Source organism: Alcanivorax sp. S6407, from assembly GCF_023016115.1.
In the GTDB taxonomy this organism is placed as follows: domain Bacteria; phylum Pseudomonadota; class Gammaproteobacteria; order Pseudomonadales; family Alcanivoracaceae; genus Alcanivorax.
This window is the reverse complement of record NZ_JALKBH010000001.1, coordinates 346,903-372,510: the sequence shown is the minus strand read 5'-3', so window position 1 is coordinate 372,510 and position 25,608 is coordinate 346,903. Positions and strand designations below refer to the sequence as shown.

Sequence of the window (25,608 nt, the reverse complement as noted above, 5' to 3'; positions counted from 1 at the left end):
ATGGCGAAAGAAGAACAGATTGAACTCGAAGGTGTGATCGTTGAAACCCTGCCCAACACGATGTTTCGTGTGAAGCTGGATAACGGTCATGTGATCACGGCCCATATCTCCGGAAAGATGCGCAAATTCTATATCCGCATCCTCACCGGCGACCGTGTAAAGGTGGAAATGTCCCCCTACGACCTGACCAAGGGTCGTATCACTTTCCGCATGAAATAAGAAAGGCCGCTGCACGCAACACGCCTCACGCTGCATGCAGAAAGCCCAAAAAATACCCCCGCCTCTCTCGAGCCGGGGGTATTTTTGTTTGCGCCTTTAGCTGTCAACTATCAACTGTTAACTGTCAACTGAGCTACCTACGCCGGCTCCGCCTCCGCAGATTTCACCGTCAGGTTTAGCTGGCCATCTTTCTCTGCCACATCCACCTGGCCACCCTGCTCCGACAGTTCGCCAAACAGCAGCTTCTCTGCCAGCGGTTTCTTCAGCTGCTCCTGGATCAGGCGAGCCATTGGCCGGGCGCCCATGTCCTTGTCGTAGCCCTTCTCTGCCAGCCAGCGGCGAGCCGAGTCGTCCACGTGCAGGACAACGCCTTTTTCGTCCAGCTGCGCCTGCAACTCCACCAGGAACTTGTCGACCACGCCGAGAATAACCTCGGTGGTAAGCGGCCCGAACTGCACGATGCCATCCAGACGGTTGCGGAATTCCGGAGTGAACACCTTCTTGAGCATCTCCATGCCATCGGTGCTGTTGTCCTGCTCGGTGAAACCAATGGAGCGCTTGTTTAGGACTTCGGCACCGGCGTTGGTGGTCATGATCAGGATCACGTTACGGAAGTCCGCCTTGCGACCGTTGTTATCGGTCAGCGTGGCGTTGTCCATCACCTGCAGCAGGATATTGAACACTTCCGGGTGAGCCTTCTCGATCTCGTCCAGCAGCAATACGCAATGCGGCGTCTTGGTAATGGCCTCGGTAAGCAGACCGCCCTGGTCATATCCCACATACCCCGGAGGTGCACCGATAAGCCGACTCACGGTGTGCCGCTCCATATACTCGGACATGTCGAAGCGAATCAGCTCCACGCCAAGGGCTCGAGCCAGCTGACGACTGACTTCGGTCTTGCCCACCCCGGTAGGGCCGGCAAACATGAAGCTGCCAATGGGCTTGTTCTCACCCTTGAGACCCGCACGGGACAACTTGATCGCCGCAGAGATGGTATCAATGGCATCATCCTGACCGAATACGGTCATCTTCAGATCGCGCTCCAGGTTACGCAGCAGCTCCTTGTCGGAAGAAGACACCTGCTTGGGCGGAATCCGGGCGATCTTGGCCACCATGTCTTCCACATCCGATTCTTCAATGGTGTGCTTGCGCTCTTCTTCCGGGCGCAGACGCTGCCAGGCCCCCACTTCATCAATCACGTCGATGGCCTTGTCCGGCAGGTAACGATCATTGATGTAGCGGGCACTGAGTTCGGCAGCCGCTTTCAGGGCCGCATCACTGTATTCCACGTCATGATGCTTCTCGAAACGGGATTTAAGCCCTTTGAGAATGCCCACTGTGTCTTCCACAGAAGGCTCCACCACATCAATCTTCTGGAAACGACGGGACAGAGCACGGTCTTTCTCGAATACCCCGCGGTATTCCTGGAAGGTGGTAGAGCCCATGCATTTCAGCTCGCCATTGGCCAGCAATGGCTTGAGCAGGTTGGAGGCATCCATAACCCCGCCGGAGGCCGCTCCGGCACCGATGATGGTGTGAATCTCGTCGATGAAGAGGATCGCGTTGGGCTCTTTCTTGAGATCGGCGAGCAGGGTTTTCAGGCGCTTCTCGAAATCCCCCCGATACTTGGTTCCTGCCAGCAAGGCGCCCAGGTCCAGAGAGTAGACAGTGGCGTCCAACAGCGGCTCAGGCACCTTGCCTTCCACGATCATCCGCGCCAGCCCTTCGGCAATGGCGGTCTTACCCACCCCAGGCTCACCCACAAGCAGCGGATTATTCTTGCGGCGACGGCAGAGAATCTGAGCTGCACGCTCGATCTCGAAAGCACGCCCCACAAGCGGGTCGATGCGATCCTCGCGAGCCAGCTCGTTGAGATTGGCCGCATAATTCTCCAGCGCCGAAGCCTGGCCACCGGTTTCGGCACCCTCGGCCTCCTGCTCCATTTCCGGGGGCTGGCTGGAATCCTGCAGCTGGGAGATACCGTGGGCAATGAAATTGACCACATCCAGACGATGAATGTCCTGACAATTCAGGAAGTAGACCGCCTGGCTTTCCTGTTCGTTGAAAATGGCCACCAGCACATTGGCGCCGGTGACTTCCTTCTTGCCGGAAGACTGGACACTGAACACGGCGCGTTGCAGTACACGCTGAAAACCCAGGGTTGGCTGAGTGTCACGCTCCGGGTCACTCTCCGGCAACAGGGGAGTTGAATCTTCGATAAACTGGCTCAGTGATTCGCGCAGATCATCCAGGTCCGCGCCACAGGCACGCAGCACTTCCACGGCGGCCTCGTTTTCCAGTAATGCCAGCAACAGATGCTCCACAGTCATGAACTCATGACGGTGACTACGTGCATGACGGAACGCTTCGTTCAGCGTAATTTCCAGTTCTTTACTGAGCATAGGGCTACCTCACTGCCAGTACCCGGTCAGGCTTGGTCCACCTGACACATCAGCGGATGCTGATTTTCCCGGGCATATTCGACCACCTGGGTGGCCTTGGTTTCGGCGATGTCCTGGGGATAAATCCCGCACACTGCCTTTCCTTCCGTATGCACCGCCAGCATGACCCGGGTGGCCTGCTCGCGCCCCATATTGAAGAAGTCCTCAAGCACTTCCACCACGAAATCCATCGGGGTGTAGTCATCATTCAACATCCATACCTTGTACATGGACGGTGGCTTGAGTTTGGGTTTGGCCTCCTCGACGGCCAGGTCTCCATGACGGTCCGGTTCTGAGGGTGAATCCGAGGGGCCGGCTGTGATTCGGCCGTTCAGTTCAGTCATGTCCGGGTGCCACTGATATTGCCAATTCATAAGTCGTTTAAACCGTTGTAACCCTGCTGGCGTCAACAGGCAATGATGAAATGATGGGCGGTCGTCCTTTTTTCAAGCCCCCCACTCCAAGGGATTTGTCACGGGGTTGACACCCTGCGACGCATGTTTAAAAGTTGCACAATACTGCCCGGTCTTTTTGTCTCCGGGACTTACAGTGTAACGCAGCGGATACCGTTGAATAAAAAGAAACGAAAAGCCAAAAGGCTTTTCACGCCATTGGATAGGCAGAGGGAAGGACCATGGCAACGGGAAGAGTAAAGTGGTTTAACAACGCCAAAGGGTACGGTTTTGTCAGACCAGATGAAGGGGGGGAGGATCTGTTTGTCCATTACTCCTATATTCAGATGGACGGTTACAAGAGCCTCAAGGCCGGTCAGCCAGTCGAATACGAAGTGCAACCTGCCAACAAGGGCTTCCATGCCGTGAACCTGCGCTCCAACGAGGAAGCCAGCAACGAAGAAGGCGGTCTGGAGTGATCTGGCGGCAGATCCATCTGACCTCCTGAACAGCGTCTGCCGCCCCGCCACGTCACTCACAAACGGTGCGGCAGCCTCCTGACACCACTCTCTGGCGGAACGCAGCCCTGCCCCGCCCATCTTGTCTTTTGCCATCCACTCCACACACAACGGTCAGCCCCACCCGGTTTGCCCTTACGCGTGCAGCATGATGCGTGAAGCGTGCAGCAGCCACAGAGCGGCCAAAAAAAACGGGCCTCGAGAGGCCCGTTTTTTAATCATTGCCACCTAAAGGCGACAACGTGGCGCCGGCAATTACACCTTGTCGAGAATCTCGTTAAAGGTGGCACTGGGGCGCATTGCGGCGGTTGCCTTGCTGAAGTCGGGATTGTAATAACCGCCGATATCAGTGGGAGAACCCTGCACCGCAACCATTTCCTGAACGATTTTCTGTTCGTTCTCGGTGAGCGCAGCAGCGATGGGGGTGAACTTCTCTTTCAGCTCCGCGTCATCACTCTGGGCTGCCAGGGCCTGAGCCCAGTACATGGCCACATAGAAATGGCTGACCCGGTTATCCGGCTCACCCACCTTGCGGGACGGTGCCTTGTTCTGCTCAAGGTACTGCTCATTGGCGTAATCCAGCGCCGCAGAAATCACCTTGGCCTTGGCGTTGCCGTACTTCTCACCCAGTTCCTCAATGGAAACTGACAGCGCCAGGAACTCACCCAGTGAATCCCAACGCAGATGGTTCTCTTCCAGGAACTGCTGGACATGCTTGGGCGCAGAACCGCCCGCACCGGTCTCGTAGAGACCGCCACCGGCCATCAGCGGCACGATGGACAGCATCTTGGCACTGGTGCCAAGCTCCAGGATCGGGAACAGGTCGGTGAGGTAGTCACGCAGTACGTTACCGGTCACGGAGATAGTGTCCTTGCCACGGATCATGCGCTCCATGGAATAACGGATCGCCTGCACCGGTGACATGATGCGGATATCCAGACCCTCAGTGTCGTGATCCTTCAGGTACTCTTTCACCTTGATGATCAGCTGGGCATCGTGGGCACGCTCCTTGTCCAGCCAGAAAATGGCCGGGGTGCCACTCTGGCGGGCACGGGCCACGGCCAGTTTCACCCAATCACGGATCGGCAGATCCTTCGCCTGACACATACGCCAGATGTCGCCCGGCTCCACCTCGTGGGTGAGCAGGACTTCACCATCCTCACGTACCACACGCATGGTGCCGGCTTCCTTCATTTCGAAGGTCTTGTCGTGAGAACCATATTCTTCCGCTTTCTGGGCCATCAGACCCACATTGGGAACAGAGCCACAGGTCACCGGATCGAAGGCACCATGAGTCTTGCAGAAGTTGATCACTTCCTGGTAGATGGTGGCGTAGGTGCTTTCCGGGATCACCGCCTTGGTGTCCTTGAGCTTGCCGTCGGCACCATACATCTTGCCGCCCTGACGAATCATGGCAGGCATGGAGGCATCCACGATCACGTCCGAGGGTACATGCAGGTTGGAAATGCCGCGGTCAGAATCGACCATGGCCAGTTCCGGACGGTGCAGGTAGCAGGCACGAATAGTGGATTCGATCTCCAGACGCTGGGAAATCGGCAGTTCCTCAATCTTCTGGTAGATGTTGCTCAGACCGTTGTTCGGGTTGGCACCGATTTCCTCCAGTACCTCACCGTGCTTGTCGAACAGCTCACGGTAGAAGCAGCGCACCGCATGACCGAACACGATGGGGTGAGACACCTTCATCATGGTGGCCTTCACATGCAGGGAGAACAGAATGCCGGTGTTCTTGGCATCTTCAATCTGCTCGTCGAAGAACTGACACAGCGCCTTCTTGCTCATGTACATGGCGTCGATGACTTCACCATCGAGCAGGGGCAGATCAGGCTTCTTGACGGTGACCTTGCCATCCTTGTCGACAAACTCGATGCGCACATTGCACGCCTTGTCGATAGTGGTGGAGGTCTCATGGGAGAAAAAGTCACCACCGCGCATGTGCGCCACATGGGTTCGTGACGCCGGGCTCCAGTAACCCATGCTGTGCGGGTTCTTGCGAGCGTAGTTTTTCACCGCGATGGGCGCACGACGGTCAGAGTTACCTTCACGGATCACCGGGTTTACCGCAGAACCAAGCACCTTGGCATAGCGGCTCTGGATGTCCTCTTCCTCGTCATTACGAGGCTCGTCGGGGTATTCAGGGACCTTGTAACCATGCTCGTTCAGCTCCGCAATGGCGGCGCGAAGCTGGGGAATGGAGGCGCTGATATTGGGAAGCTTGATGATGTTCGCTTCCGGGTCCTGGGTCAGGGCGCCGAGCTCGGCAAGGGTATCGTTGACGCGTTGCTCTTCGGAAAGGTATTCAGGAAAGTTGGCGAGAATACGGGCAGCCAGTGAAATATCGCTGCTTTCTACTTCAATCCCGGCGATCGAAGTGAATTTTTTAATAATGGGCAAAAAGGAATAGGTCGCCAGCGCTGGCGCCTCATCGGTCATGGTGTAAATAATTTTTGGCGTGGTCATCGAATTACTAGGTCCCAATTGTATTGGCAGTATTTCCCACCCGATATGAGTCGGCTTTTGGCCGTCAGATCAGCGGGTCTTGAAAAGGCTACTCCCTCAAAAAACCGTAGTCGGCTTGCACTGGCCAGTATAGCACCGACCGTTTAGCCTTGTTAGCGCAGGTCGACAGTGACACGACGCATTTTATCAATCGAGACCATAAGGATTGTCAGGCCCCATGGCGCAATTGATCTTGCTCAACAAGCCATTTCAGGTTTTATCCCAGTTTCAGGACGACAAGGGAAGGCGCACTCTCAGTGAGTTTGTGCCTGTTCCCGGGGTCTACCCGGCCGGACGTCTGGACTGGGATTCTGAAGGCCTGTTGTTGCTGACCGATGACGGCAGCCTTCAGGCTCGAATCAGCAGTCCACGCTTCCATCTACCCAAGACCTACCTGGTGCAAGTGGAGGGTCAGCCCGGGGCCCAGGATCTGCAAAAATTACGCCAGGGCATCACTCTCAAGGACGGCCCCACCCGGCCTGCCCAGGTGGAACGGATCGATGCTCCGTCACTGTGGCCGCGGAATCCGCCGGTGCGCTCACGCAAAACGGTAGCCGATAGCTGGATCAAACTCACCATAGACGAAGGTCGAAACCGCCAGGTCAGGCGCATGACCGCAGCCATCGGTTTCCCGACCCTGCGACTGGTTCGCTGGCAGATTGGTGACTGGTGCCTGGAGGGGCTGCAGCCCGGAGAATGGCGGGCTAGCGAGGTTCATGCTCCGGCTCGTCGCCCAGCCAGGCGGAAGCCGCAAGGGCGTCGCGCTCGCGGGCCTCGACCCAGTGCCAGCGGCCGTCGATAAGCTCTTTCTTCCAGAAAGGCGCCCGGGTTTTCAGCACATCCATGATGTAGCTACAGGCGTCAAACGCCGCCTGTCGATGCTCAGCACTCACTGCCACCTGAACAATCTCGTCGCCCCGGGTCATGGTGCCGACCCGGTGCACCACCCAGGCACCGTTAAGGGGCCATCGGTGTTCGGCATGCTCGACAATGGTGCCCAACAGTCGTTCAGTCATTCCTGGATAATGCTCCAGATGCAGCGCCTCTACCCTCCCGTTCTCGTCACGGACATGGCCGGAGAACTGCACAATCGCACCGCTCAGCCCCTGATCATGCAGCCACTGCAATGGCGCGCCACTCTCCAGTGGTGCCGACTGAATACCGATATGGGTCTTCATCCGCCGGTCACCGGCGGAAACAATGCCACCACATCGCCATCCTCGATGTCTGACGCTTCGCTAGCCAGTACCTCGTTCACTGCCACCATCCGGCAAGGGGTGGCCGCCAGAGCCCGGCCCAGGGTCTCATCACTTTCTTCCAGCCAGGAGACCAGCTCGCCCACGGTAGAGACCCCGTCCGGCAGCGTCATCTCCAACACTTCCCGCCCAGCCCTTTCACGCAGCGCAGCAAAGAAACGCACCTGAATCATCCTGTTACCCTTTTCCTGATTCTTCACGGCGGTAATGGCCACTACGGCCCCCCGCCTTTTCCAGCAGGCAGACACTTTCAATTACCATGCCGCGGTCCACCGCCTTGCACATGTCATAGAGTGTGAGCGCCGCCACCGATGCCGCTGTCAGCGCCTCCATCTCCACTCCGGTGGTGCCACTGAGACGGCACAGGGTCTCGATCCTGAGCGCATCCTCTCCTTCCGCCTCGATATTCACCGTGACCTTGGTCAACAACAAGGGGTGGCATAACGGAATCAGATCCCAGGTTTTCTTGGCCGCCTGAATACCGGCAATCCGCGCGGTGGCCAGTACATCGCCCTTGGGATGGCGGTGATCCAGGATCATGGCCAGTGTCGCGGGCTGCATTCGCACCCTCGCCTCGGCCACCGCTGTTCGCTGGGTCACCGCCTTCTCTGTGACATCCACCATCTGAGCCTGCCCCTGGTCATCCAGATGGGTAAAGCGATCCTCTGACATCCTCACTCCCGGCCTGTTGTCGAAGCGCTGGCTGCGCTACCATTCCCGCCTTTCCATACAGCATCGTGCCTGATCCTGCGCGGTTGGGCACCCGTATTGGCAGAATTGCTATGAACAGCTTCGAGCCGCACATTACTGTGGCCTGCGTGGTGGAACAAGACGGCCGCTTTCTCTTTGTACGCGAAATGAGCAAGGGCAAGGAAGTCATCAACCAGCCCGCAGGCCATGCCGAATTCGGCGAAACCCTGATCCAGGCCGCCTACCGGGAAACCCTTGAGGAAACCGCCTGGCAGGTAGAAATCACTGATCTGTTGGGCTGGTATATCTTTCAGCCAGTCAAGGGTGGCGGAGTCTATTACCGTACCTGCTTCGTGGCCCGACCGATTAGCCATGATCCTCGCCAGAAGCTGGATACCGGCATTCTGGAAGCGGTGTGGATGACACCGGAAGAATTGCGCGCCCAGCGCGAGCAGCACCGAAGTGCCCTGGTGGAGCGCTGCCTGGATGATTATCTTTCCGGCCGCCGCCTGCCCCTCGACAGCATCTACCAGCACCCCTGGCCGCTGCAGCGCGGCTAATGGCCATAGGCAACATGATGAAGAAAGCCCCTCAAGAGACCCGCGTCATTGTCGGCATGTCCGGTGGTGTGGACTCCTCCGTCGCCGCCGCCCGCCTGATCGATGCCGGGTACCAGGTGGAAGGCCTGTTCATGAAGAACTGGAACGAGGACGACGGCACCGAGTATTGCACCGCCCGGGAGGACCTGCTGGATGCCATGCAGGTAGCGGGGGTGCTGGGGATTGAACTGCATACCGCCAATTTTGCAGCGGAATACTGGGACCGTGTATTCGAGCACTTCCTGGAGGAGTACCGGGCTGGCCGCACCCCCAATCCCGACATCCTGTGCAACAAGGAAATCAAGTTTCAGGCGTTTCTCGATCATGCCGTCACCCTGGGGGCAGACTATATTGCCACCGGTCACTATGCCCAGGTGGATCACAACGGTCCGGCCAAATTGCTGCGCGCGGTGGACAACAACAAGGACCAGACCTACTTCCTGCATGCGGTAGATTATCGAAAGTTCGACCAGACCCTGTTTCCGCTCGGCGATCTGGAAAAGCCCGAGGTCCGCCGCATTGCCGAGGAAAAAGGCTTCGCCAATCACAAGAAGAAGGATTCCACCGGTATCTGCTTCATTGGCGAGCGCCGCTTCAAGGACTTCCTGGAACAGTATCTGCCGGCCCAGCCCGGCAAGATCGAGGACGATCACGGCAATGTGATTGGCGACCACGACGGCCTGATGTATTACACCCTGGGTCAGCGCCAGGGGCTGGGCATCGGCGGACGAGCCGACGCCAGCGACGCCCCCTGGTACGTGGCAGGCAAGGATCTGGAGCGCAATGTGCTGATTGCGGTACAGGGCACCGAGCACCCCCTGCTCTACAGCCGTGAGCTGACCAGTGCCCCGATGCAGTGGGTTGCCCTGCAGCCACCGGAGTTACCCGCCAGACTCACCGCCAAGACCCGCTACCGCCAGCCTGACCAGGCCTGCACCGTGAGCGATGCCGGTGATGGCCGCGTCCATGTGGTGTTTGATGAGCCACAACGAGCCGTCACCCCGGGGCAATCCGTGGTCTTCTACGATGACCAGGTCTGTCTCGGCGGCGCCCCCATCGAATCCACCCGCTAAGCGAGGATCTGCCATGAGTGAGCGTTTCACCCCGGAACAACAGCAGGTGCTGGCACTGGCCGCCGTCTTTCAGGCCGCCCAACTGGGCGATGATATCGCCCTGCGCGGGGACTGCGATCCCCGCCCCCTGCGTGCCTTGATTCAGGGTGTGATGGCGCTGGATGCAGACAGCTTCGAGAGCATTTACCCGCAACCGGAACTGCTGCGCGAAGGCATCGCACTGCTTGAGCTGAGCCTCAATCGCAACAGCGGCGGAGCCTCTCTGCGCCCACTCAACTACGGCCTTGCCCTGCTGCACCTTGCTGCCAAGCTCGGCAAGAATGCCGATACCACCAATATCCTGCGACACCGTCTGATGGCGCTCAATGGCCAGCAGGCACACTTCAGCGATCTGGCTGATGATGCGTTCTGCCATCGCCTGGCCAGCATCTATGTGGACACCCTGGGCACCTTCCGTTTCCGCATCCAGGTCAAGGGAGAGCCCTCCCACCTGCAGGACGAAGACAAGGCCGCCCGCATCCGCACCCTGTTTCTGTGCGGCGTCCGCGCCGCCTTCCTGTGGCAACAACTGGGCGGCAAGCGCTGGCACCTGCTGTTCAAGCGAAAGCAGATTCTTGCCACCCTGGAATCAATTAATATCAATTAGTTATAAATCAAACCTAAAGTAAATTGTTCGACGCTGCATGAACCGGAGTGCAGCGGAGGCAATCGCCGAAGGGGAGACCCTGGGGAAAGTAGCGAGTTTCGAGAAGCGAGTTTCGAAGATCAAAACCCTCCCCCGATTTTCGCTTTTGCCTTTCGCTACTCGTAACTCGAAACTCGTAACTTGCCCTGCCCTCAGCAACCCGATTTCGCCAGCCACGCTGCCGGGCGCGGCAAGGTTCAATCAAACACGCAACCCCGCCCTTTTTGCTGTATCATTGCGCCGCTTTAAAACCCTATTTGGATGATTTCCGGAGCCTGAGTCATGTCCAGCCTGAACACGCTTACCGCCATTTCACCGGTCGACGGCCGCTATGCCGGCAAGGTCGATGCCCTGCGTAATACCACCAGTGAATACGGTCTGATCCGCTTCCGCGTGCACGTGGAAGTCAGCTGGCTGGAGCAACTGGCTCACGACAAGAACATCCCGGAAGTCCCGCTGATGAGCGGCCAGGCAGCCTGGCACCTGCGCGGCATCACCCGTGACTTCGAAGAGAAGCACGCCGAGCGCATCAAGGAAATCGAAGCCACCACCAACCACGACGTCAAGGCGGTGGAGTACTTCATCAAGGAACAGATGGCCGAGCACAAGGAACTGGCCGGCATGAGCGAATTCGTTCACTTTGCCTGTACCAGTGAGGACATCAACAACCTGTCCTACTCCCTGATGCTCAAGGAAGCCCGCGAGATCCTGCTGCCCAAGATGGACCAGGTGATCAGCGCCATCCGTCGTCAGGCCCACAGCCTGGCCGACCAGCCCATGCTGTCCCGTACCCATGGTCAGTCCGCCTCTCCCACCACCGTGGGCAAGGAAATGGCCAACGTGGTAGCCCGCCTGCAACGCCAGCGTGACCAGTTCGCTGCCGTCGAGCTGCTCGGCAAGATCAACGGTGCCGTGGGTAACTACAACGCCCACCTGTCTGCCTACCCGGAAGTGGATTGGGAAACCTTTGCCCGTCGCTTCGTGGAAAGTCTGGGTCTGACCTTCAACCCCTTCACCACCCAGATCGAGCCCCATGACTGTGTGGCCGAGTACTTCCACGCCCTGATGCGTTTCAACACCATTCTGCTCGACTTCGATCGCGACGTCTGGGGCTATATCTCTCTGGGATACTTCAAGCAGAAGACCGTGGAAGGTGAGGTAGGCTCCTCCACCATGCCGCACAAGGTTAACCCGATCGATTTTGAAAACTCCGAAGGCAACCTGGGCCTCGCCAACGCCATCATGGATCACCTGGCCGCCAAACTGCCGATCTCCCGCTGGCAGCGTGACCTCACCGATTCCACCGTGCTGCGTAACGTAGGTGTGGGTCTGGCCCACAGCCTGATCGCCTTCGAAGCGAGCTTGAAAGGCATTGGCAAACTGGAAGTGAACCCGGCGCGCCTGGATGCCGATCTGGATGCAGCCTGGGAAGTACTGGCCGAACCGATCCAGACCGTAATGCGTCGCTACGGCATCGAAAAGCCCTATGAGAAGCTCAAGGCCCTGACCCGTGGCAAGGATGGCATCAATCAGGAAACCCTGACCACCTTCATCAACGACCTGGCGATCCCCGAGGAAGCCAAGGAACTGCTGCTGGCCATGACCCCGGCCAGCTACGTCGGTACCGCAGCCAGCCAGGCCCGCAACATCTAACGTCTGGACGGGGGCAGCCCGCTGCCCCCGATCCGGCGGGGATCAATTCATGCCCTCTTCCCTCCCTGAATTTGTGCTGCCGATGCCGGCGGAGGACTTCCTGCGCGAGTACTGGCAGAAGCAGCCCCTGTTCATGCCGGCAGCCGCCAGTGGTCTGGACAGCCCGGATGCCGACACCCTGGCAGGTCTGGCACTGGAAGATGGCGTGGAGGCACGCATTATCGAGGGTGCCGGCAATGGCCCTTGGAGCCTCACCCAGGGGCCCCTTGAAGAAACCGTGTTCGATGGCCTTGGTGAGGAAAACTGGACCCTGCTGGTGCAGTCCGTGGATCACTTCCTCACGGAAACCTCCCTGCTGCTGGACTGCTTCAACTTCCTGCCCAACTGGCGTCTCGAAGACATCATGATGAGCTACGCCACCAGGGGCGGCAGTGTGGGCCCGCATTTCGACCGTTATGACGTCTTCCTGATCCAGGCCAGTGGCACCCGCCGCTGGCAGATTGGCCAGGTCAGTGATGACAACAGCCCCCGACAGCCGCACCCGGATCTAAAACTACTGTCAGAAATGGCGGTTGAAGAAGAGTTTGTCGCCCGACCCGGCGACGTGCTCTATCTGCCCCCCGGGGTGGCCCACCACGGCGTCGCCGAGGATAGCGATTGCATCACCTGGTCGGTGGGTTTCAGGGCCCCGGATTACCAGATGCTGATGGCGGAAATTGCCGGTGAGTGTCTGGCAGAGGCGGACAGCGAGCTTTTCAGTGACCCGCAGCGAACCATCACCGACAATCCGGCCGTGCTTGCCGATGCCGATCGCCAGCAACTGGTCCGTGGCGCGCTGGATCTGCTCAACCCGGAGGCCATTGAGAGAGCGGTTTATCGCTGGCTCTCCACCCCTCGGCAGGATGGGCTTGAATTTGCCGTTGATGACCACCATATTCGCATGCGCGACGGGCAAATTGCGCTGGTTCGCCATGGCAGTACCCGCCTGCTGATGCAGGGAAATCGGGTGTGGCTTAACGGTGAAGCGCACTCGCTCACAGAAAAACAACGTCCGCTGGTGCATCTTCTGGCCAGCCAAAGACGCTACACACAACACGAGCTGGAAGCGGTCATGACAGACACCGCCCAGGAATTGCTTCATGAATGGATTGAACAGGGCTATTTCGCCCCACTATAACGAGAAGCCCATGGCTATCAGCATCATCGAAACCCGTTGGGACGAACATGAAGAGGCCCTGCGCGCCCTTCGCCAGAGAGTCTTTATTGACGAACAACACGTCCCCGAAGAGCTGGAATGGGATGGGGAGGACCAGGAGGCGGTTCATTTCCTTGCCATGGATGCAGGCCGGAAGCCGGTGGGCTGCATTCGGTTGCTGCCGACCGGACAGATCAGCCGTCTGTGCGTACTCTCAGAGCAACGCAACTATGGCGTCGGCAGCTCACTGCTGGTTGCCGCAGAAGAAGCCGCCCGTGCCAGAGGCATGGAAGAGATCTTCCTGCACGCCCAGACCCATGCCACCAGCTTCTATGAGGCTGCCGGCTTTTCAGTGACCGGCGGCATCTTCATGGATGCCAATATCCCACACCGCCAGATGTTCAAACCCCTGCTCTGACGGATATGCCACTCCAGATCGGCCAGGACGAGACCCTGCACTCCCTGTCCCGCAGTGAGGCCAGCCCCGGGCTGGCCCAGCTCATTCAGGCCTGCAACCGCACGCTGTGGCTGCGTTTGCCACTGCTCGATGAGCTGACTGCGGACCGTGACGTCTGCGATGCCATCAAGGCCCTGGCCATCAGCAGTGAACGCGTCGACATCCGCATTCTGGTTGATGATCCGGATAACGCCCTTCGGGATGGCCACCGCCTGATTCATCTGGCTCGTCGCCTGCCCTCCCGGCTACATCTGCGCCAGACCCAGAAAGATGACCGTGACGATCAGTCCTGTCACGTGATCGCTGATGGCACCGGACTGTTTGAAGCCAAAGGCTGGCCCCGCCCTGCCCGCATTCACCTCAGCGCCCACCGCCTCCCCCACGCGCCCAGACTCGCCCGCGACTTCCAGACCGTCTGGGAGCGTGCCGGCAGCAATCCTGGGCTGAGGGAATTACGGCTATAAAGACAGCTGCGAGCTGTCAGCTATAAGCGGTAAGAAGGACATCCGGTACGGGAAGGATGGCTGAGTCTTGAGGCACGGGAAGCGGGTTTCCAGGTACGAGTTTCGAAAGACAAAATCTCAAGCCTTGGTTAGGTTGTCGATTTTTGATTTTCTAAACTCTCCTCTGGGATCCTAACCTCGCCTGGGCTCGGATCGCGAGCAGGCTCGCTCCTACAGCGAGGATCCGGGATTGAGAAAAGCTCAAACGCAGCTGAATGGTTAACGCCCGAAACCCCCTCTCAACGTTTGCACGCGGCCACCAGCCTTGCTGTCGCACCCCCACCATCCCGCGAAGCTGTTAACTATTCACTGTTAACTGTTAACTGCTAGCAAATCTCCGCCACGAGACGCCAATTCACCTGCCCACTAGCCTGATACTTCTCCTCAAAATCAGTCACCGGCTCATAACCTTCCGGCAGAGGCTCAATAGCAGCCTGATGCCCACTCAACGCCAGCGCCGCTTTCACCTCTTCCAGGTAAACGGGCCAGTTACTGCGCAATTCCAGTTCGCCGCCCAGGGCCAGTACCGCCGGCCACACGGGATGGCCATGCCAGCGGCGTTTGAGATGGGCGCTCTTGGGCCAGGGGTTGGGATAGAGAATCTGGTGCCGGGTCAATTTCCAGCCAGCCTCGACCATCAGCCGCCACAGGCCGGCACAGTCGCTGCGTAACAACAGCAGGTTTTCCGGCAAGGGCGCAAAACGCCGCTCGGCCTTAGTCAATCGATCAGCAGACTGATCCACCCCGATGACCAGTGCCTGAGGATTCGCCAGGGCCAGGTGGACGGATGAGCGCCCGGTTCCACAACCGCTATCCAGCATCAGCGGACGCTCCATACCCCGGGCCTGTCGCCAGGCCAGTGCTGCGGCGAACGCCTCCCGGTCAAAGTCTGCCAGCGGTGCCTGCCAGGGGCTGGCGAGATGTCGCCGTACCACCTTTTCAAGGTCTGTATGCACCCCTTGCTGGTTGGACTGCACCTCTCGGCTGTTGGCAAACATAGGCAGACATCTCACAGATTGAACCGGGCGGCCATTATGCCTGTCAGAGCATCAGGATGCAGTTTAGAGTGAAAGAATGAGGACCATCAGGAACGACGGGATGAGACACCTATTGTGTTTGCTACTGATGAGCTGGAGCCTGATTGGCTGGTCAGCCCAGATGACCATGCATGTCATCTCCAGGCCCGATGCTGAAGCGCTGGTACCAGTTATAGGGTCCCTCCTCGTGGAGGGCGGCACGGTGAATGCCTATCAAGGCAAGTTGATCATACGCACCACCCCGCAGAACTTTAACGAACTACAGTCCGTGCTGGGTGAGCTGAACAGCAAGCCGCGGGCCGTGACAGTCTACTTACGTCGCGCTGGCAACAGCAGCGGGGAGCGTTTTGGCGCCGATGTCGAACTGTCCCACAGGACTTTCTCCGGCACCAACGCCACAATCCAGATCCAGCAACAGCGCATACAGGGAGGCCAGCACAGCGACTATCAGGTAAGAACCCTGAGCGGCTACCCAGCGGGCATCAATCAGGGCACCTTGCTGGCTTTGAGCGGCGGCGATAACGGCACCTACCTGCATTCCCTGGAACGAGGCATCCAGGTCACCCCGCAGGTGAACACGGATGGAAGTGTTACCCTGCAGATCCAGCAACGCCATGACCAACCCGGCGGGCCGGGCATAGCGGATACCCAACACAGCAGCTCCACCCTGCGCCTGCAACCCGGCCAATGGCAACAGATGGGCGCCATCAATACCGTTAGCCAAACCCGGCAACGCAGGATCGGCAGTTACCAGACTTCCCGGCAGACGGTGGTGTTGCCGATAGAGGTGATGGTTCAGATCAGTGAATAGTTAACAGTGAACAGTGAATAGCTGCGCGAGCAGCGCTTTTCAGGCTCTACAACGCAAGAGGCCGCGCCCAATGATTGGGCGCGGCCTCTTGGCTTTCAGGCAACCAACGACGCGCGAGCGCGCCGCTGTTAACTGTTAACTATTCACTGTTAACTGCTATTTGCCTGCTTTCAGCTCACGACGGCGACGGTGCAGAACCGGCTCGGTGTAACCGCTCGGCTGGGAGCAGCCTTCGAATACCAGTTCTACTGCTGCCTGGAAGGCAACAGAACCATCGAAGTCCTTTGCCATGGGGGTGTACAGGGGATCGTTGGCGTTCTGACGATCCACCACATCCGCCATGCGCTTCAGGGTTTCCATCACCTGTTCCTTGTTGGTGATGCCGTGGTGCAGCCAGTTGGTCACGTGCTGGCTGGAAATACGCAGGGTGGCACGGTCTTCCATCAGGCCTACATCGTTGATGTCCGGCACCTTGGAACAGCCCACGCCCTGGTCGATCCAGCGCACCATGTAACCCAGGATGCCCTGAGCATTGTTGTCCAGCTCCTGCTGGATTTCCTCGGCAGACAGCTCACGATCCAGCAGCGGCAGGGTCAGGATGTCATCCAGGGAAGCGCGTGCACGGCTGGCCAGTTTGGCCTGCACTTCTGCCACATTCACTTCGTGGTAGTGGGTCACGTGCAGGGTGGCAGCAGTCGGGGACGGAACCCAGGCACAGTTGGCGCCCGCGTTGGGGTGACCGGCCTTGTTGGCCATCATCTGGGCCATCTCGTCCGGCATGGCCCACATGCCCTTACCGATCTGGGCGTGACCCGGCAGGCCGCATTCCAGACCGATATCCACGTTCCAGTCCTCGTAGGCCTTGATCCAGGCCATACCCTTCATGTCGCCCTTGCGCGCGAACGGGCCGGCTTCCATGGAGGTATGCATTTCATCACCGGTACGGTCGAGGAAGCCGGTGTTGATGAAGATGACGCGATCCTTGGCCTGACGGATACACTCCTTCAGGTTCACGGTGGTGCGACGCTCTTCATCCATGATGCCGATCTTGAGGGTCTTGTCAGCGAGGCCCAGGGCCTTCTCGACACGACCGAACAGCTCAACGGCAAAGGCCACTTCTTCCGGGCCGTGCATCTTCGGCTTCACGATATACACGGAACCGGTGCGGCTGTTGCTCAGCTTGTTGATCTTCTTCAGGTCGTGCATGGCGGCCAGTACGGTCACCATGCCGTCCATGATGCCTTCCGGGGTTTCCTCACCGTTCATGAGGATGGCCGGGTTGGTCATCAGGTGGCCCACGTTACGCACCAGCAGCAGGGAGCGACCGTGCAGGGTCAGGGTGGAGCCGTCCAGCGCGGTGTACTCACGGTCACCGTTCATGGCGCGGGTCATCTGCTTGCCGCCCTTCTCGAAGGTCTCGGCCAGATCGCCTTTCATCAGGCCCGCCCAGTTGCGGTACACCTCAACCTTGTCTTCAGCATCGACGGCGGCTACAGAATCTTCGCAGTCCTGAATAGTGGTGATGGCGGATTCCAGCAGCACGTCTTTCATGTTGGCCGCGTCGTCAGCACCGATCGGGTGGCTGGCGTCGAATTGCAGCTCGGCGTGCAGGTTGTTGTGCTTGACCAGCACACCGGTGGGCGCAGCAGCGTCACCCAGATAGCCTTTCAGCTGGGATTCGTCTTTCAGGCCGGTCTTTTCATCACCCAGGGAAACGACCAGCTTGCCGTCAACGATGGCATAGCCAGTGCTGTCCTTGTGGGAACCAGAGGCCAGCGGGAAGTAGCTGTCCAGGAAGTTGCGTGCCCAGGCGATAACCTTGGCGCCACGCTTGGGATTGTAGGCACCACCTTTCTCGGCACCGCCTTCATCGGAGATCACGTCGGTGCCGTAAAGGGCATCGTACAGGCTGCCCCAGCGGGCGTTAGCGGCGTTCAGGGCAAAACGGGCATTCTTCACCGGCACTACCAGCTGCGGGCCGGCAATGCTGGCGATTTCTTCATCCACGTTCTCGGTGGTGACCTTGAAGTCTTCGCCTTCCGGCAGCAGATAGCCGATCTCACTCAGGAACTGCTTGTATTCAGCCATATCGATGGTCTGGCCCTTGCGTGCCTTGTACCACTCGTCCAGCTGTGCCTGGATCGCTTCACGCTTTTCCAGCAGCGCCTTGTTCTTGGGCGCCAGGTCCTTGAGGATGCTTTCCAGCTCGCCCCAGAAGTGATCCGGGTCGACGCCGGTGCCGGGGGCAATCTCGTTGACTACCAGATCATGGAGTTCCGCAGCAATTTCAAGGCTACCCTTCTGAATACGATCGGTCATGGTGCTCCTACCCTTAACTGGTCCAGAGAATCTTGAATTAAGCCGGTAATGATACTGCAAGCCGGATAATACCGGCTTTTGCCGACCCGCCCCTGAGACAGGCCGAGCAGCCACAATAACGCCCGGGAATTCGTTAAACGGCGAGACAGCAGGTGACCGCTGCTCGCGAAAAAGCGGAGGGTATTCTAGCGGAAACGGGCCCGCGAATCATGTTTAGTGACAAAAATTAATGTGACCGGCGAGTCTTTCGATCACCCGAACAGGTTGACCACATCGAGGCGATGTGCCTGCTCTCCACCACGCTGCTGGCCCTGCTCCAGATTCTCAAAATCGAACAGGCGGGTATCGGCCAGCTGGGAAGGGGCGATGTTCTGTACCGCCGCGAAGATATTCTCGATTCGACCGGGTTGTTCCCGGTCCCACTTCTGCAGCATTTCCTTGATCACCTGACGCTGCAGGTTCTCCTGGGAGCCACAGAGGTTGCAGGGAATGATGGGAAAATCCTTGTAACCGGAAAACTCGATGATGTCCTTCTCGCGGCAGTAAGCCAGCGGGCGAATGACGATATTGCGGTTATCGTCGCTGCGCAGCTTGGGCGGCATGGCTTTCATCTTGCCGCCGTAGAACATGTTCAGGAACAGGGTCTCGACGATGTCGTCACGGTGGTGCCCAAGAGCAATCTTGGTAGCCCCGATTTCTTCGGCGAAACCGTACAGACTGCCGCGGCGCAGACGGGAGCACAGGCCGCAGGTAGTCTTGCCCTCCGGCACCTTCTCCTTGACGATGGAGTAAGTGTCTTTTTCCAGAATGTGATACGCAACCCCTTCCCTTTCCAGGTACTCGGGAAGGACATGCTCAGGGAAACCGGGCTGCTTCTGATCCAGATTCACCGCCACCAGCTCGAAATTCACCGGTGCCGAATGCTGCAGATTGCGCAGAATTTCCAGCATGGTGTAGGAATCCTTGCCACCAGACAGGCACACCATGATCTTGTCGCCTTCACTGATCATGTTGAAGTCGGCAATGGCTCGCCCAGCTTCCCGCCGCAATTTTTTCTGCAGCTTGTTGAAGCGGGTACTTTTCCTGGATTCTGTGCTGTCGGACATCAGGTGACCTTCATTTTACGGATCAGTCGGCGATACAGTGCGGGAGACCAGCGTTTCAGGTAAACACCAGCCTTTTCGCGGCCGGCGATGATAACCTGATCACTGCCCTGCTGCACGGCCTTGAGCAACCGTTCAGCACATTCCCCGGCATCCATGCCTGCGTCCTGGGCGTCATCCATGCTGCCCTGGGCGGAACCATCAGCCGTCAGCGCATTCACTGACACCTGAGTGCGAATAAAGCCTGGCATCACCAGGGTCACCCGGATACCGTTATCGTATTCTTCGGCACGCAGTGATTCGAAGAAACCATGCAAGGCATGCTTGCTGGCGCTGTAGGCACTACGCAACGGCGTTGGCAACTCCCCCACCAGTGAGGTGATCACCACAAAGCGTCCCTGCCCTTGTTCGCGAAACAGCGGCAACAGGGCCTTGGTCAGGGCCACGGCACCAAAGAAATTGACTTCCATGATACGCCTGTCCACCGCCAGTTCGGTGTCAGCCACCAACGAACGCTGGGAGATGCCGCCATTGTGGATCATCACATCGAGCTTGCCGAAGCGATTCTGCACCGCCTGTACGGCGGCCGGCATCGCCTCACTGTCGGCCAGATCCAGTGGCAGGATGAAGTGCTCTGAGGCATTCACCAGGCCATCGCGAACCCGCTCCAGCTCCGCCTCCCTGCGTGCAGACAACACCAGCAGCGCCCCGCGCCGGGCAAAGGATTTCGCCACCGCCTCACCAATGCCGGAAGAAGCCCCGGTAATCCAGACCACGTTGCCTGCCAGGCTCTTGGACATACTGATAACTCCCTGATTGCGCGAATACCGCAGAGAGTAAAGGGGAAGGCGGGAAAATCAAAGAGTTAGCAGCTGATCGCGCGAATTCAAGTGCAAAGCGGTTTTACCACAGAGGGCACAGAGTTCACTGAGCAAAACCGGTATGCAGGTGTGCTGAGAGGCTCTGGGTGGTAAAGAGCCACAGGAGCTAGCGCGCAAGGGATCATCGCCAGCAGCCTGGCTCCTGCGGGAGCCAAGGCTGCATTTCCTCAGTGAACTCTGTGCCCTCTGTGGTGAAAAAACAGCCTTGGGGTTTCGTTACTTCAGTTCCTTAGACGACAGCCCCAGCAGATGCCGGGCCACGATCAGTTGCTGGATCTGCTGGGTGCCCTCGAAGATATCGATGATCTTGGAATCCCGGGCCAGTTTCTCCAGCAGGGTGCGCTCGGAATAACCCAGCTCACCGCACAGGGCCACACACTTGAGCGTGACGTCGTTACCCATGCGTCCGGCCTTGGCCTTGCACATGGAGGCGTCCTTGGAGTTCGGCTGACCATTATCTGCCATCCAGGCTGCCTTCAGAGTCATCAGTCGCGCCGCTTCCAGATCCGCCTCAAGCCGGTAGAGCTCCAGTTCGCGGGCAGAGGCGTTATAAGGCAGTTTCGAGAAATCAGCCTTAACCCCTTCTTTTTCATATATTTCTCTAGTAATTTCCAGCGCAGCACGAGCCACACCCAGGGCCATGGCCGCCACCTGTGGGCGGGTATTGTCAAAGGTCTGCATGACGCCGCCGAAGGCCTTTTTGCGTGCCTCTTCGCTGTCTGCGATCTCTGGCGAACCAAGAATGTGGTCCCTGGGGATCCGACACTGGTTGAGTGACAGGGCGGCCGTATCGGAAACCCGCAACCCCATCTTGTCCTCCACCCGGACCAGAGACATGCCCGGGTTGTCGCGAGGGACGATGAACGACTTGATGGCAGCCTTGCCGAGGGACTTGTCCAGCGTCGCCCACACCACCACGGCATCACAGCGCTGGCCGCCAGTGCAGTAGATCTTCTCGCCATTGAGTACCCATTCATCGCCATCCAGCTCGGCAGTGGTGCTGATGGCAGCAGAGTCCGAGCCAGCGCCGGGCTCGGTGATGGCCATGGCGCAGTACAGCTTGCCGTACTTCTCCTTTTGCTCGGCGGTGCCTACGGCAGTTACCGCAGCATTGCCAAGACCACTACCGGGGATCGACAGCATCAGCCCCACATCGCCCCAGCACATGGCTTCAACGCCCATGATCCCCATCATGTTGGCACCATTACGGATCTCATCAGAGTGGCCCGCTTTTCCCTTCGGCCCGCGTCCCATTGAGGCCATCATCTGAGCCACCGGTTTCAGTTCTTCCGGGGTCTCACAGTGCTCGATGGCATCGTATTTACGGGAGATGGGACGGAAGACCCCACTGGCCAGCTGCTGGGCCATTTGCTGAACCTGGGTAAGTTTTTGCGGAAGTTCCAGATTGATCATGTTGAGTCTCCTGTCCTTAAACCATCAGGCTGCCGTGAAGAACGGCAATACTGCGCAGATTGCGGTACCACATTTCCAGCGGGTAGTCGCGCACAAAACCGGCGCCACCGAACAGCTGAATGCCATTGGTGCCGATAGTCATGGCTTTCTCCATGCACTGCAGCTGCGCCAGATAGGCCTCCCGGTAGAACGGCAACCCCTGCTCTGCCCTGCTGGCGGCCCGCCACATCATCAGCCGCATGCCCTCCAGCTCGATGGCGATGTCCGCCACCATGAAGGCCACGGACTGGCGCCAGGCAATCGGCTCACCAAAGGCCTTGCGGTCTTTTGTATAGGGAATGGCGTAGTCAAGAATGGCCTGACAACAACCTACCGCCAGAGCACACTGACCAATCCAGGCCAGGCCCAGCAAACGCTGAAGATCAAAATTAGGCAGTTGATGACTGCGCGGAACCGTGACCGCGTCCAGTTTCAGGGTGCAAAGCCCGGCACTGCGCAGCCCCATATTCTGCTCCTGGCTCACTGTCACCCCGGCAGTGTCCGCCGGCACGATGAAGGCCCCTGCCCCCTGATCCGTTGCGGCAATCACAATAAACCACTGACATTCCTTTCCGGCGGCGATCAGGCTCTTGCGTCCCTCAAGCGTAACCTGGTCACCGCTGAAGATCGCACGGGTGTGCAATTCAGTTGGCTCAAAGGTGGCGCGCGGCTCCAGCAACGCTATGGCCGCTGCGCACCACTGTTCGGCAGCCAACTGCGGCAACCACTGCTCTTGCTGCATTTCGTTCCCGAAATCCACCAGCGCATTCACTGCTGCCATGGGCTGCAATGCAGCAAGTGTCAGGGACATGTCGCCTGCGCCCAGATCCTCACAGGCCAGGGCATTCGACAATGGCGAACGGGCAAGTCCCACTCCACCCAGCGCTTCCGGTACCGGCATCAGTGCCAGGCCAAAGTCGTGGATGGCACTGACCAGCGAAGTGTCGAGGCTGGCCTCATCGTCAGCCTGCCGGGCAGCAGGAGCCAGGGAATCACGGACAAAACGCTGCATGTTCTCACGGGTAATTCGCTGCTCTTCATTGAGCGTCAGATCAAAAAGCTCTTCGGACATGGCGGTCTCTTCCTGAAGGTCATGGTTTGAAGGTGGTGGCGAGACCACCAATCAAACACTTGTTTGAATGCTCACTATCGTGCCGAAATGTCTACACTCTGTCACCCCCCAGTCAGGCACTGATTTGATCGGGCGGTTAAGGTAGAATCAAAATGCCTCTCCGATAAAAATGAACAAGGCAGAAAGGATTACGTGTTTACCCTGATCCCAGAGAATCCACCCGAACGGGCTGTGCGCATTCGCCGACAATTCATGGCGCTCTATTCCTATTGCCTGCTCTGGTTTGGCACTTTCATGGGGGTCGAACTCACGGCCTTTGATCCTGCCACTCCCCATATCACCATTTTCACCCTGCTGTTCAGCGTGAACGTGCTGTTTTATGGCCTGATACGTTCCGGTTATAGCGAACGTTTCAGTGATCCCAGCCTGACCGTAATGCAGATGGTCACCGGGATTCTGGCGGTAACTGCGGTGCTGTATTTTTCGCGGGAGCTGCGCGGAGCCATGCTCAGTATCTATCTGATGGTGATGACGTTCGGAGTGATTTCTCTGGATCGGCGACGCCTGTTGTGGATGGCAGTGTTCATTCAGGCCTGCTTCACCACACTACTGATTGGCGAAGGGATTTTGGCACCGCAACAGGTGATCTTTTCCTACCAGTTGGGGCACTGGTTCATTCTCGCCCTGGTACTGGCCTCTTTCGTTTACGTTGGCGGGTACATTCACAACCTGCAAAGTCGCGTTCGCGAGCAACGTGAGCACCTGCGGGAGGCCCATGACCGCCTTGCCGCCATCGCCACCCGTGATGAGCTGACTGGCCTTTATAACCGACGCTATTTCCTTGGCCGGCTGGAAGAGGAAATGGCCCTCGCTTCACGCAGTGGTTCCAGTCTTCATCTGGCGATTATCGACCTGGACCATTTCAAGCAGGTCAACGACACCTATGGGCACCCGGCGGGTGATGAAGTGATTCGCCGCTTCAGTGCCGTCGCCAGTGTCGGCCTGCGTCGCTCTGATATTCTCGCCCGCTACGGTGGCGAGGAATTCGTGGTGCTGTTCCCCCATGTATCCACCGAAGCCTGCGTGGCCGCACTTAACCGGCTGCGTGATGAATTTTCCGCACAGAAATATCCGTTTGCCGATGAACTTCGCAACACATTCTCCGCCGGCGTCGTTCAATATCAGCAGAACGAAACTGCCCAGGACGTGACCCGCCGGGCCGATGAAGCGCTATACCGTGCCAAATCCAATGGCAGAAATTGCGTGATCAAGGGCTGACGAGGCCACGCAGAAGCAGTACCCTGCCGTCCATCCAGCCGACTTGCCTGCCCGTGGAGGGCCCATGTCTGACATTACCAATCCGAGCCTGAAAAACACGGTCCGTAATCACTTCAACGCCCTGGGCGAGGACGCCCCCACCTGGACAGAGCTTCATGGTCTGCTCTGTGCTCTGGCTGTAGGGCCCACCGAGGAAGTGGACTATGCCGCCATGCTGGAAATGGAGGTGCCCGAAGAGGTTGCCGTGGCCATGGAGAAACTGCGTCAGCGTCTGACCACCCAGCTACTGGCCGGCGAAGCTATCAACCTGCCCTGCCTGCTGGACCCCTATCAGGAAGATGATGGCCAGGATCTGGCCAGTTGGTGCGCCGGATTCATGTCCGGGGTCTTCGAGGATGAAGCGGCCTGGTATCAGGACAACGAAGAAAACACCGTGGAGCTGATGCTGCCGTTTGTACTGATCTCCGGACTGGATGAGGATGAGGAACTGGACGCGATCTGGGAAAACACCCAGGTGGTCCGCCAGATGGCTCTTAGCATTCCGGATCTGCTGGAGGAGTTCTTCCTGCAATTCCACGGCCCGGATCAAGGCGACGAAGCAGAGTAATACACTGCATCTGAGAATTGCGGGGAAACAACGCCCTTTCGGTTTTCCCGCTTGGTGAGGTTCCCTGTCTCCCGCCAGACGCTCGACGCCATATGCCTGATGCTGGAACAAAGCGAACTACTGCAGACGGTTATCCCGATAACGGACCGGGAAAGCAAGAGCGTACGAGCCCCCCATTGTTGTGGTTTTAATCGTCAGGCATCCGGCGTCAGGCATCCAGAGGCCTTTAACTATCCGAACTCAGGGAAAGGTGGCTGATATCCGGCACCTTGATCTCTTCTTCCTTTTTCTTCTGACCCAGATCTTCTCCCACGCCAGCCATGGAAAGGTGGCTCACGTCAGGCGCCGGCGGCGGCGCAGCATGCTCACTGTTGTCCATGTCCTCGCCCACATCCGCCACACTGTAGGGTCCGGAGAACCCGGTACCACCGGTGCGAATGGTGCCCACGGTCTCCAGATCTCCGCTATCCTGCTGAGCATGCCCGGCCTCTGCCGCGGCCGCGGCCGGCGGTGTGGCAGCCTGCTCAGGGGCAGCGGGAGCTGGCGATGCTGCCGGAGCGCCATCCTGGCGCGTCTCTTCAGGCGCCGCATCCAGTGGTTTGAGCACACATTCTGCACCCGCCTGTTTTAGCGCTGCGCGGAATTTCATCGCCGTCGCCTGGTCCGCATCTTTCTTGAGTACCACGGGCTGGCCGGAAAACAGTTTTTCCACCCGGTCCGCATCCATCTTGAATAGCCGCCCCAGATTCCCCTTCACGGTATCCGGATCGGCGCCTTTCACCAGCTGGCCGGCAAATACAACATGAAATCGGGCTTCGCTCATGACGGGTTCCTTTTAACAACACCGGTC

Annotated in this window: 26 protein-coding genes; 13 read left to right on the top strand and 13 right to left on the bottom strand. The window is 58.5% G+C overall.

The window, feature by feature from the left end:
* Window positions 1-219 (top strand): translation initiation factor IF-1, encoded by a 219-nt coding sequence (infA, locus tag MWU49_RS01675; RefSeq protein ID WP_022984063.1) that lies wholly within the window; start codon window positions 1-3, stop codon window positions 217-219.
* Between the two features lie 137 nt (window positions 220-356).
* On the opposite strand, the gene clpA is transcribed toward infA, so the two are convergent.
* Both clpA and clpS read right to left on the bottom strand, forming a co-directional pair.
* Window positions 357-2,621, bottom strand: coding sequence for an ATP-dependent Clp protease ATP-binding subunit ClpA (gene clpA, locus MWU49_RS01670; protein WP_246967288.1), 2,265 nt, complete (start codon window positions 2,619-2,621; stop codon window positions 357-359).
* Between the two features lie 26 nt (window positions 2,622-2,647).
* Window positions 2,648-3,034, bottom strand: a complete 387-nt coding sequence (gene clpS, locus MWU49_RS01665; RefSeq protein ID WP_246967286.1) for an ATP-dependent Clp protease adapter ClpS — start codon at window positions 3,032-3,034, stop codon at window positions 2,648-2,650.
* 260 nt (window positions 3,035-3,294) lie between these two features.
* Here clpS and MWU49_RS01660 point away from each other — a divergent pair, with 260 nt between their 5' ends.
* Window positions 3,295-3,531, top strand: a complete 237-nt coding sequence (locus tag MWU49_RS01660) for a cold shock domain-containing protein (protein WP_246967283.1) — start codon at window positions 3,295-3,297, stop codon at window positions 3,529-3,531.
* A 294-nt stretch (window positions 3,532-3,825) separates the two neighbouring features.
* Here the strand turns inward: MWU49_RS01660 and MWU49_RS01655 are convergent, their stop codons facing one another.
* Window positions 3,826-6,048 carry an NADP-dependent isocitrate dehydrogenase gene (locus MWU49_RS01655; protein ID WP_246967280.1) on the bottom strand — a complete coding sequence of 741 codons (2,223 nt, stop codon included), beginning with the start codon at window positions 6,046-6,048 and terminating at the stop codon, window positions 3,826-3,828.
* Between the two features lie 217 nt (window positions 6,049-6,265).
* Between MWU49_RS01655 and MWU49_RS01650 the strand changes: the two genes are divergently transcribed.
* Window positions 6,266-6,889 (top strand): pseudouridine synthase, encoded by a 624-nt coding sequence (locus MWU49_RS01650; protein WP_246967277.1) that lies wholly within the window; start codon window positions 6,266-6,268, stop codon window positions 6,887-6,889.
* On the opposite strand, the gene MWU49_RS01645 is transcribed toward MWU49_RS01650, so the two are convergent.
* Genes MWU49_RS01645 through moaC form a run of 3 tightly spaced genes read right to left on the bottom strand, consistent with a single transcriptional unit; the run spans window position 6,792 to window position 8,015 of the window.
* Window positions 6,792-7,265: a molybdenum cofactor biosynthesis protein MoaE gene (locus MWU49_RS01645; protein WP_246967273.1), complete on the bottom strand. Its 474-nt coding sequence runs from the start codon at window positions 7,263-7,265 to the stop codon at window positions 6,792-6,794. The genes MWU49_RS01650 and MWU49_RS01645 overlap by 98 nt on opposite strands.
* Window positions 7,262-7,516: a molybdopterin converting factor subunit 1 gene (gene moaD / locus MWU49_RS01640; protein ID WP_246967270.1), complete on the bottom strand. Its 255-nt coding sequence runs from the start codon at window positions 7,514-7,516 to the stop codon at window positions 7,262-7,264. Before moaD ends, MWU49_RS01645 begins: the two co-directional genes overlap by 4 nt.
* Before the next feature lie 4 nt (window positions 7,517-7,520).
* Window positions 7,521-8,015 (bottom strand): cyclic pyranopterin monophosphate synthase MoaC, encoded by a 495-nt coding sequence (gene moaC / locus MWU49_RS01635; RefSeq protein ID WP_246967267.1) that lies wholly within the window; start codon window positions 8,013-8,015, stop codon window positions 7,521-7,523.
* A 110-nt stretch (window positions 8,016-8,125) separates the two neighbouring features.
* On the opposite strand from moaC, the gene MWU49_RS01630 reads away from it, so the two are divergent.
* The 7 genes from MWU49_RS01630 (at window position 8,126) to MWU49_RS01600 (ending at window position 14,159) form a co-directional block, all read left to right on the top strand.
* On the top strand, window positions 8,126-8,593 hold the full coding sequence (locus MWU49_RS01630) for an NUDIX hydrolase (protein WP_246967265.1): 468 nt from the start codon (window positions 8,126-8,128) through the stop codon (window positions 8,591-8,593).
* 17 nt (window positions 8,594-8,610) lie between these two features.
* Window positions 8,611-9,705 carry a tRNA 2-thiouridine(34) synthase MnmA gene (gene mnmA / locus MWU49_RS01625; protein WP_246968054.1) on the top strand — a complete coding sequence of 365 codons (1,095 nt, stop codon included), beginning with the start codon at window positions 8,611-8,613 and terminating at the stop codon, window positions 9,703-9,705.
* Window positions 9,706-9,718: 13 nt separating this feature from the next.
* Window positions 9,719-10,351 carry a high frequency lysogenization protein HflD gene (gene hflD, locus MWU49_RS01620; RefSeq protein WP_246967262.1) on the top strand — a complete coding sequence of 211 codons (633 nt, stop codon included), beginning with the start codon at window positions 9,719-9,721 and terminating at the stop codon, window positions 10,349-10,351.
* Between the two features lie 321 nt (window positions 10,352-10,672).
* Window positions 10,673-12,043 carry an adenylosuccinate lyase gene (gene purB, locus MWU49_RS01615; RefSeq protein WP_246967259.1) on the top strand — a complete coding sequence of 457 codons (1,371 nt, stop codon included), beginning with the start codon at window positions 10,673-10,675 and terminating at the stop codon, window positions 12,041-12,043.
* Window positions 12,044-12,092: 49 nt separating this feature from the next.
* Window positions 12,093-13,220, top strand: coding sequence for a cupin domain-containing protein (locus MWU49_RS01610; protein ID WP_246967256.1), 1,128 nt, complete (start codon window positions 12,093-12,095; stop codon window positions 13,218-13,220).
* Window positions 13,221-13,230: 10 nt separating this feature from the next.
* Window positions 13,231-13,656, top strand: a complete 426-nt coding sequence (locus MWU49_RS01605; protein WP_246968052.1) for a GNAT family N-acetyltransferase — start codon at window positions 13,231-13,233, stop codon at window positions 13,654-13,656.
* 5 nt (window positions 13,657-13,661) lie between these two features.
* Entirely contained in the window at window positions 13,662-14,159 is a 498-nt protein-coding gene (locus tag MWU49_RS01600; protein WP_246967253.1) for a hypothetical protein, read from the top strand.
* A 365-nt stretch (window positions 14,160-14,524) separates the two neighbouring features.
* On the opposite strand, the gene MWU49_RS01595 is transcribed toward MWU49_RS01600, so the two are convergent.
* Window positions 14,525-15,196 carry a methyltransferase domain-containing protein gene (locus MWU49_RS01595; protein ID WP_246967250.1) on the bottom strand — a complete coding sequence of 224 codons (672 nt, stop codon included), beginning with the start codon at window positions 15,194-15,196 and terminating at the stop codon, window positions 14,525-14,527.
* 100 nt (window positions 15,197-15,296) lie between these two features.
* Here MWU49_RS01595 and MWU49_RS01590 point away from each other — a divergent pair, with 100 nt between their 5' ends.
* The gene (locus MWU49_RS01590; protein ID WP_246967247.1) at window positions 15,297-16,046 is read left to right on the top strand and encodes a type II and III secretion system protein; all 750 of its coding nucleotides are present in this window, start codon (window positions 15,297-15,299) and stop codon (window positions 16,044-16,046) included.
* A gap of 156 nt (window positions 16,047-16,202) precedes the next feature.
* Here MWU49_RS01590 and MWU49_RS01585 read toward each other — a convergent pair whose 3' ends face one another.
* The 5 genes from MWU49_RS01585 to MWU49_RS01565 all read right to left on the bottom strand — a co-directional run bounded on the left by MWU49_RS01585 (window position 16,203) and on the right by MWU49_RS01565 (window position 22,873).
* A complete protein-coding gene (locus tag MWU49_RS01585) occupies window positions 16,203-18,365 on the bottom strand; it encodes a malate synthase G (protein ID WP_246967244.1) in 2,163 nt (720 codons plus the stop codon).
* 251 nt (window positions 18,366-18,616) lie between these two features.
* Window positions 18,617-19,471: a tRNA 2-thiocytidine(32) synthetase TtcA gene (gene ttcA, locus MWU49_RS01580; protein ID WP_246967241.1), complete on the bottom strand. Its 855-nt coding sequence runs from the start codon at window positions 19,469-19,471 to the stop codon at window positions 18,617-18,619.
* Window positions 19,471-20,268 carry an SDR family oxidoreductase gene (locus tag MWU49_RS01575; protein ID WP_246967238.1) on the bottom strand — a complete coding sequence of 266 codons (798 nt, stop codon included), beginning with the start codon at window positions 20,266-20,268 and terminating at the stop codon, window positions 19,471-19,473. Before MWU49_RS01575 ends, ttcA begins: the two co-directional genes overlap by 1 nt.
* 297 nt (window positions 20,269-20,565) lie before the next feature.
* Complete coding sequence (locus MWU49_RS01570; RefSeq protein ID WP_246967235.1) at window positions 20,566-21,762, bottom strand: acyl-CoA dehydrogenase family protein; 1,197 nt, start codon at window positions 21,760-21,762, stop codon at window positions 20,566-20,568.
* A 16-nt stretch (window positions 21,763-21,778) separates the two neighbouring features.
* Window positions 21,779-22,873 carry an acyl-CoA dehydrogenase family protein gene (locus MWU49_RS01565; protein WP_246967232.1) on the bottom strand — a complete coding sequence of 365 codons (1,095 nt, stop codon included), beginning with the start codon at window positions 22,871-22,873 and terminating at the stop codon, window positions 21,779-21,781.
* 192 nt (window positions 22,874-23,065) lie between these two features.
* Between MWU49_RS01565 and MWU49_RS01560 the strand changes: the two genes are divergently transcribed.
* Together MWU49_RS01560 and MWU49_RS01555 are read left to right on the top strand one after the other, a co-directional pair.
* Entirely contained in the window at window positions 23,066-24,151 is a 1,086-nt protein-coding gene (locus MWU49_RS01560; RefSeq protein ID WP_246967229.1) for a GGDEF domain-containing protein, read from the top strand.
* 64 nt (window positions 24,152-24,215) lie between these two features.
* On the top strand, window positions 24,216-24,758 hold the full coding sequence (locus MWU49_RS01555) for a YecA family protein (protein WP_246967226.1): 543 nt from the start codon (window positions 24,216-24,218) through the stop codon (window positions 24,756-24,758).
* A gap of 226 nt (window positions 24,759-24,984) precedes the next feature.
* Here MWU49_RS01555 and MWU49_RS01550 read toward each other — a convergent pair whose 3' ends face one another.
* Window positions 24,985-25,581 (bottom strand): hypothetical protein, encoded by a 597-nt coding sequence (locus MWU49_RS01550; RefSeq protein ID WP_246967223.1) that lies wholly within the window; start codon window positions 25,579-25,581, stop codon window positions 24,985-24,987.
* Window positions 25,582-25,608 lie beyond the last annotated feature (27 nt).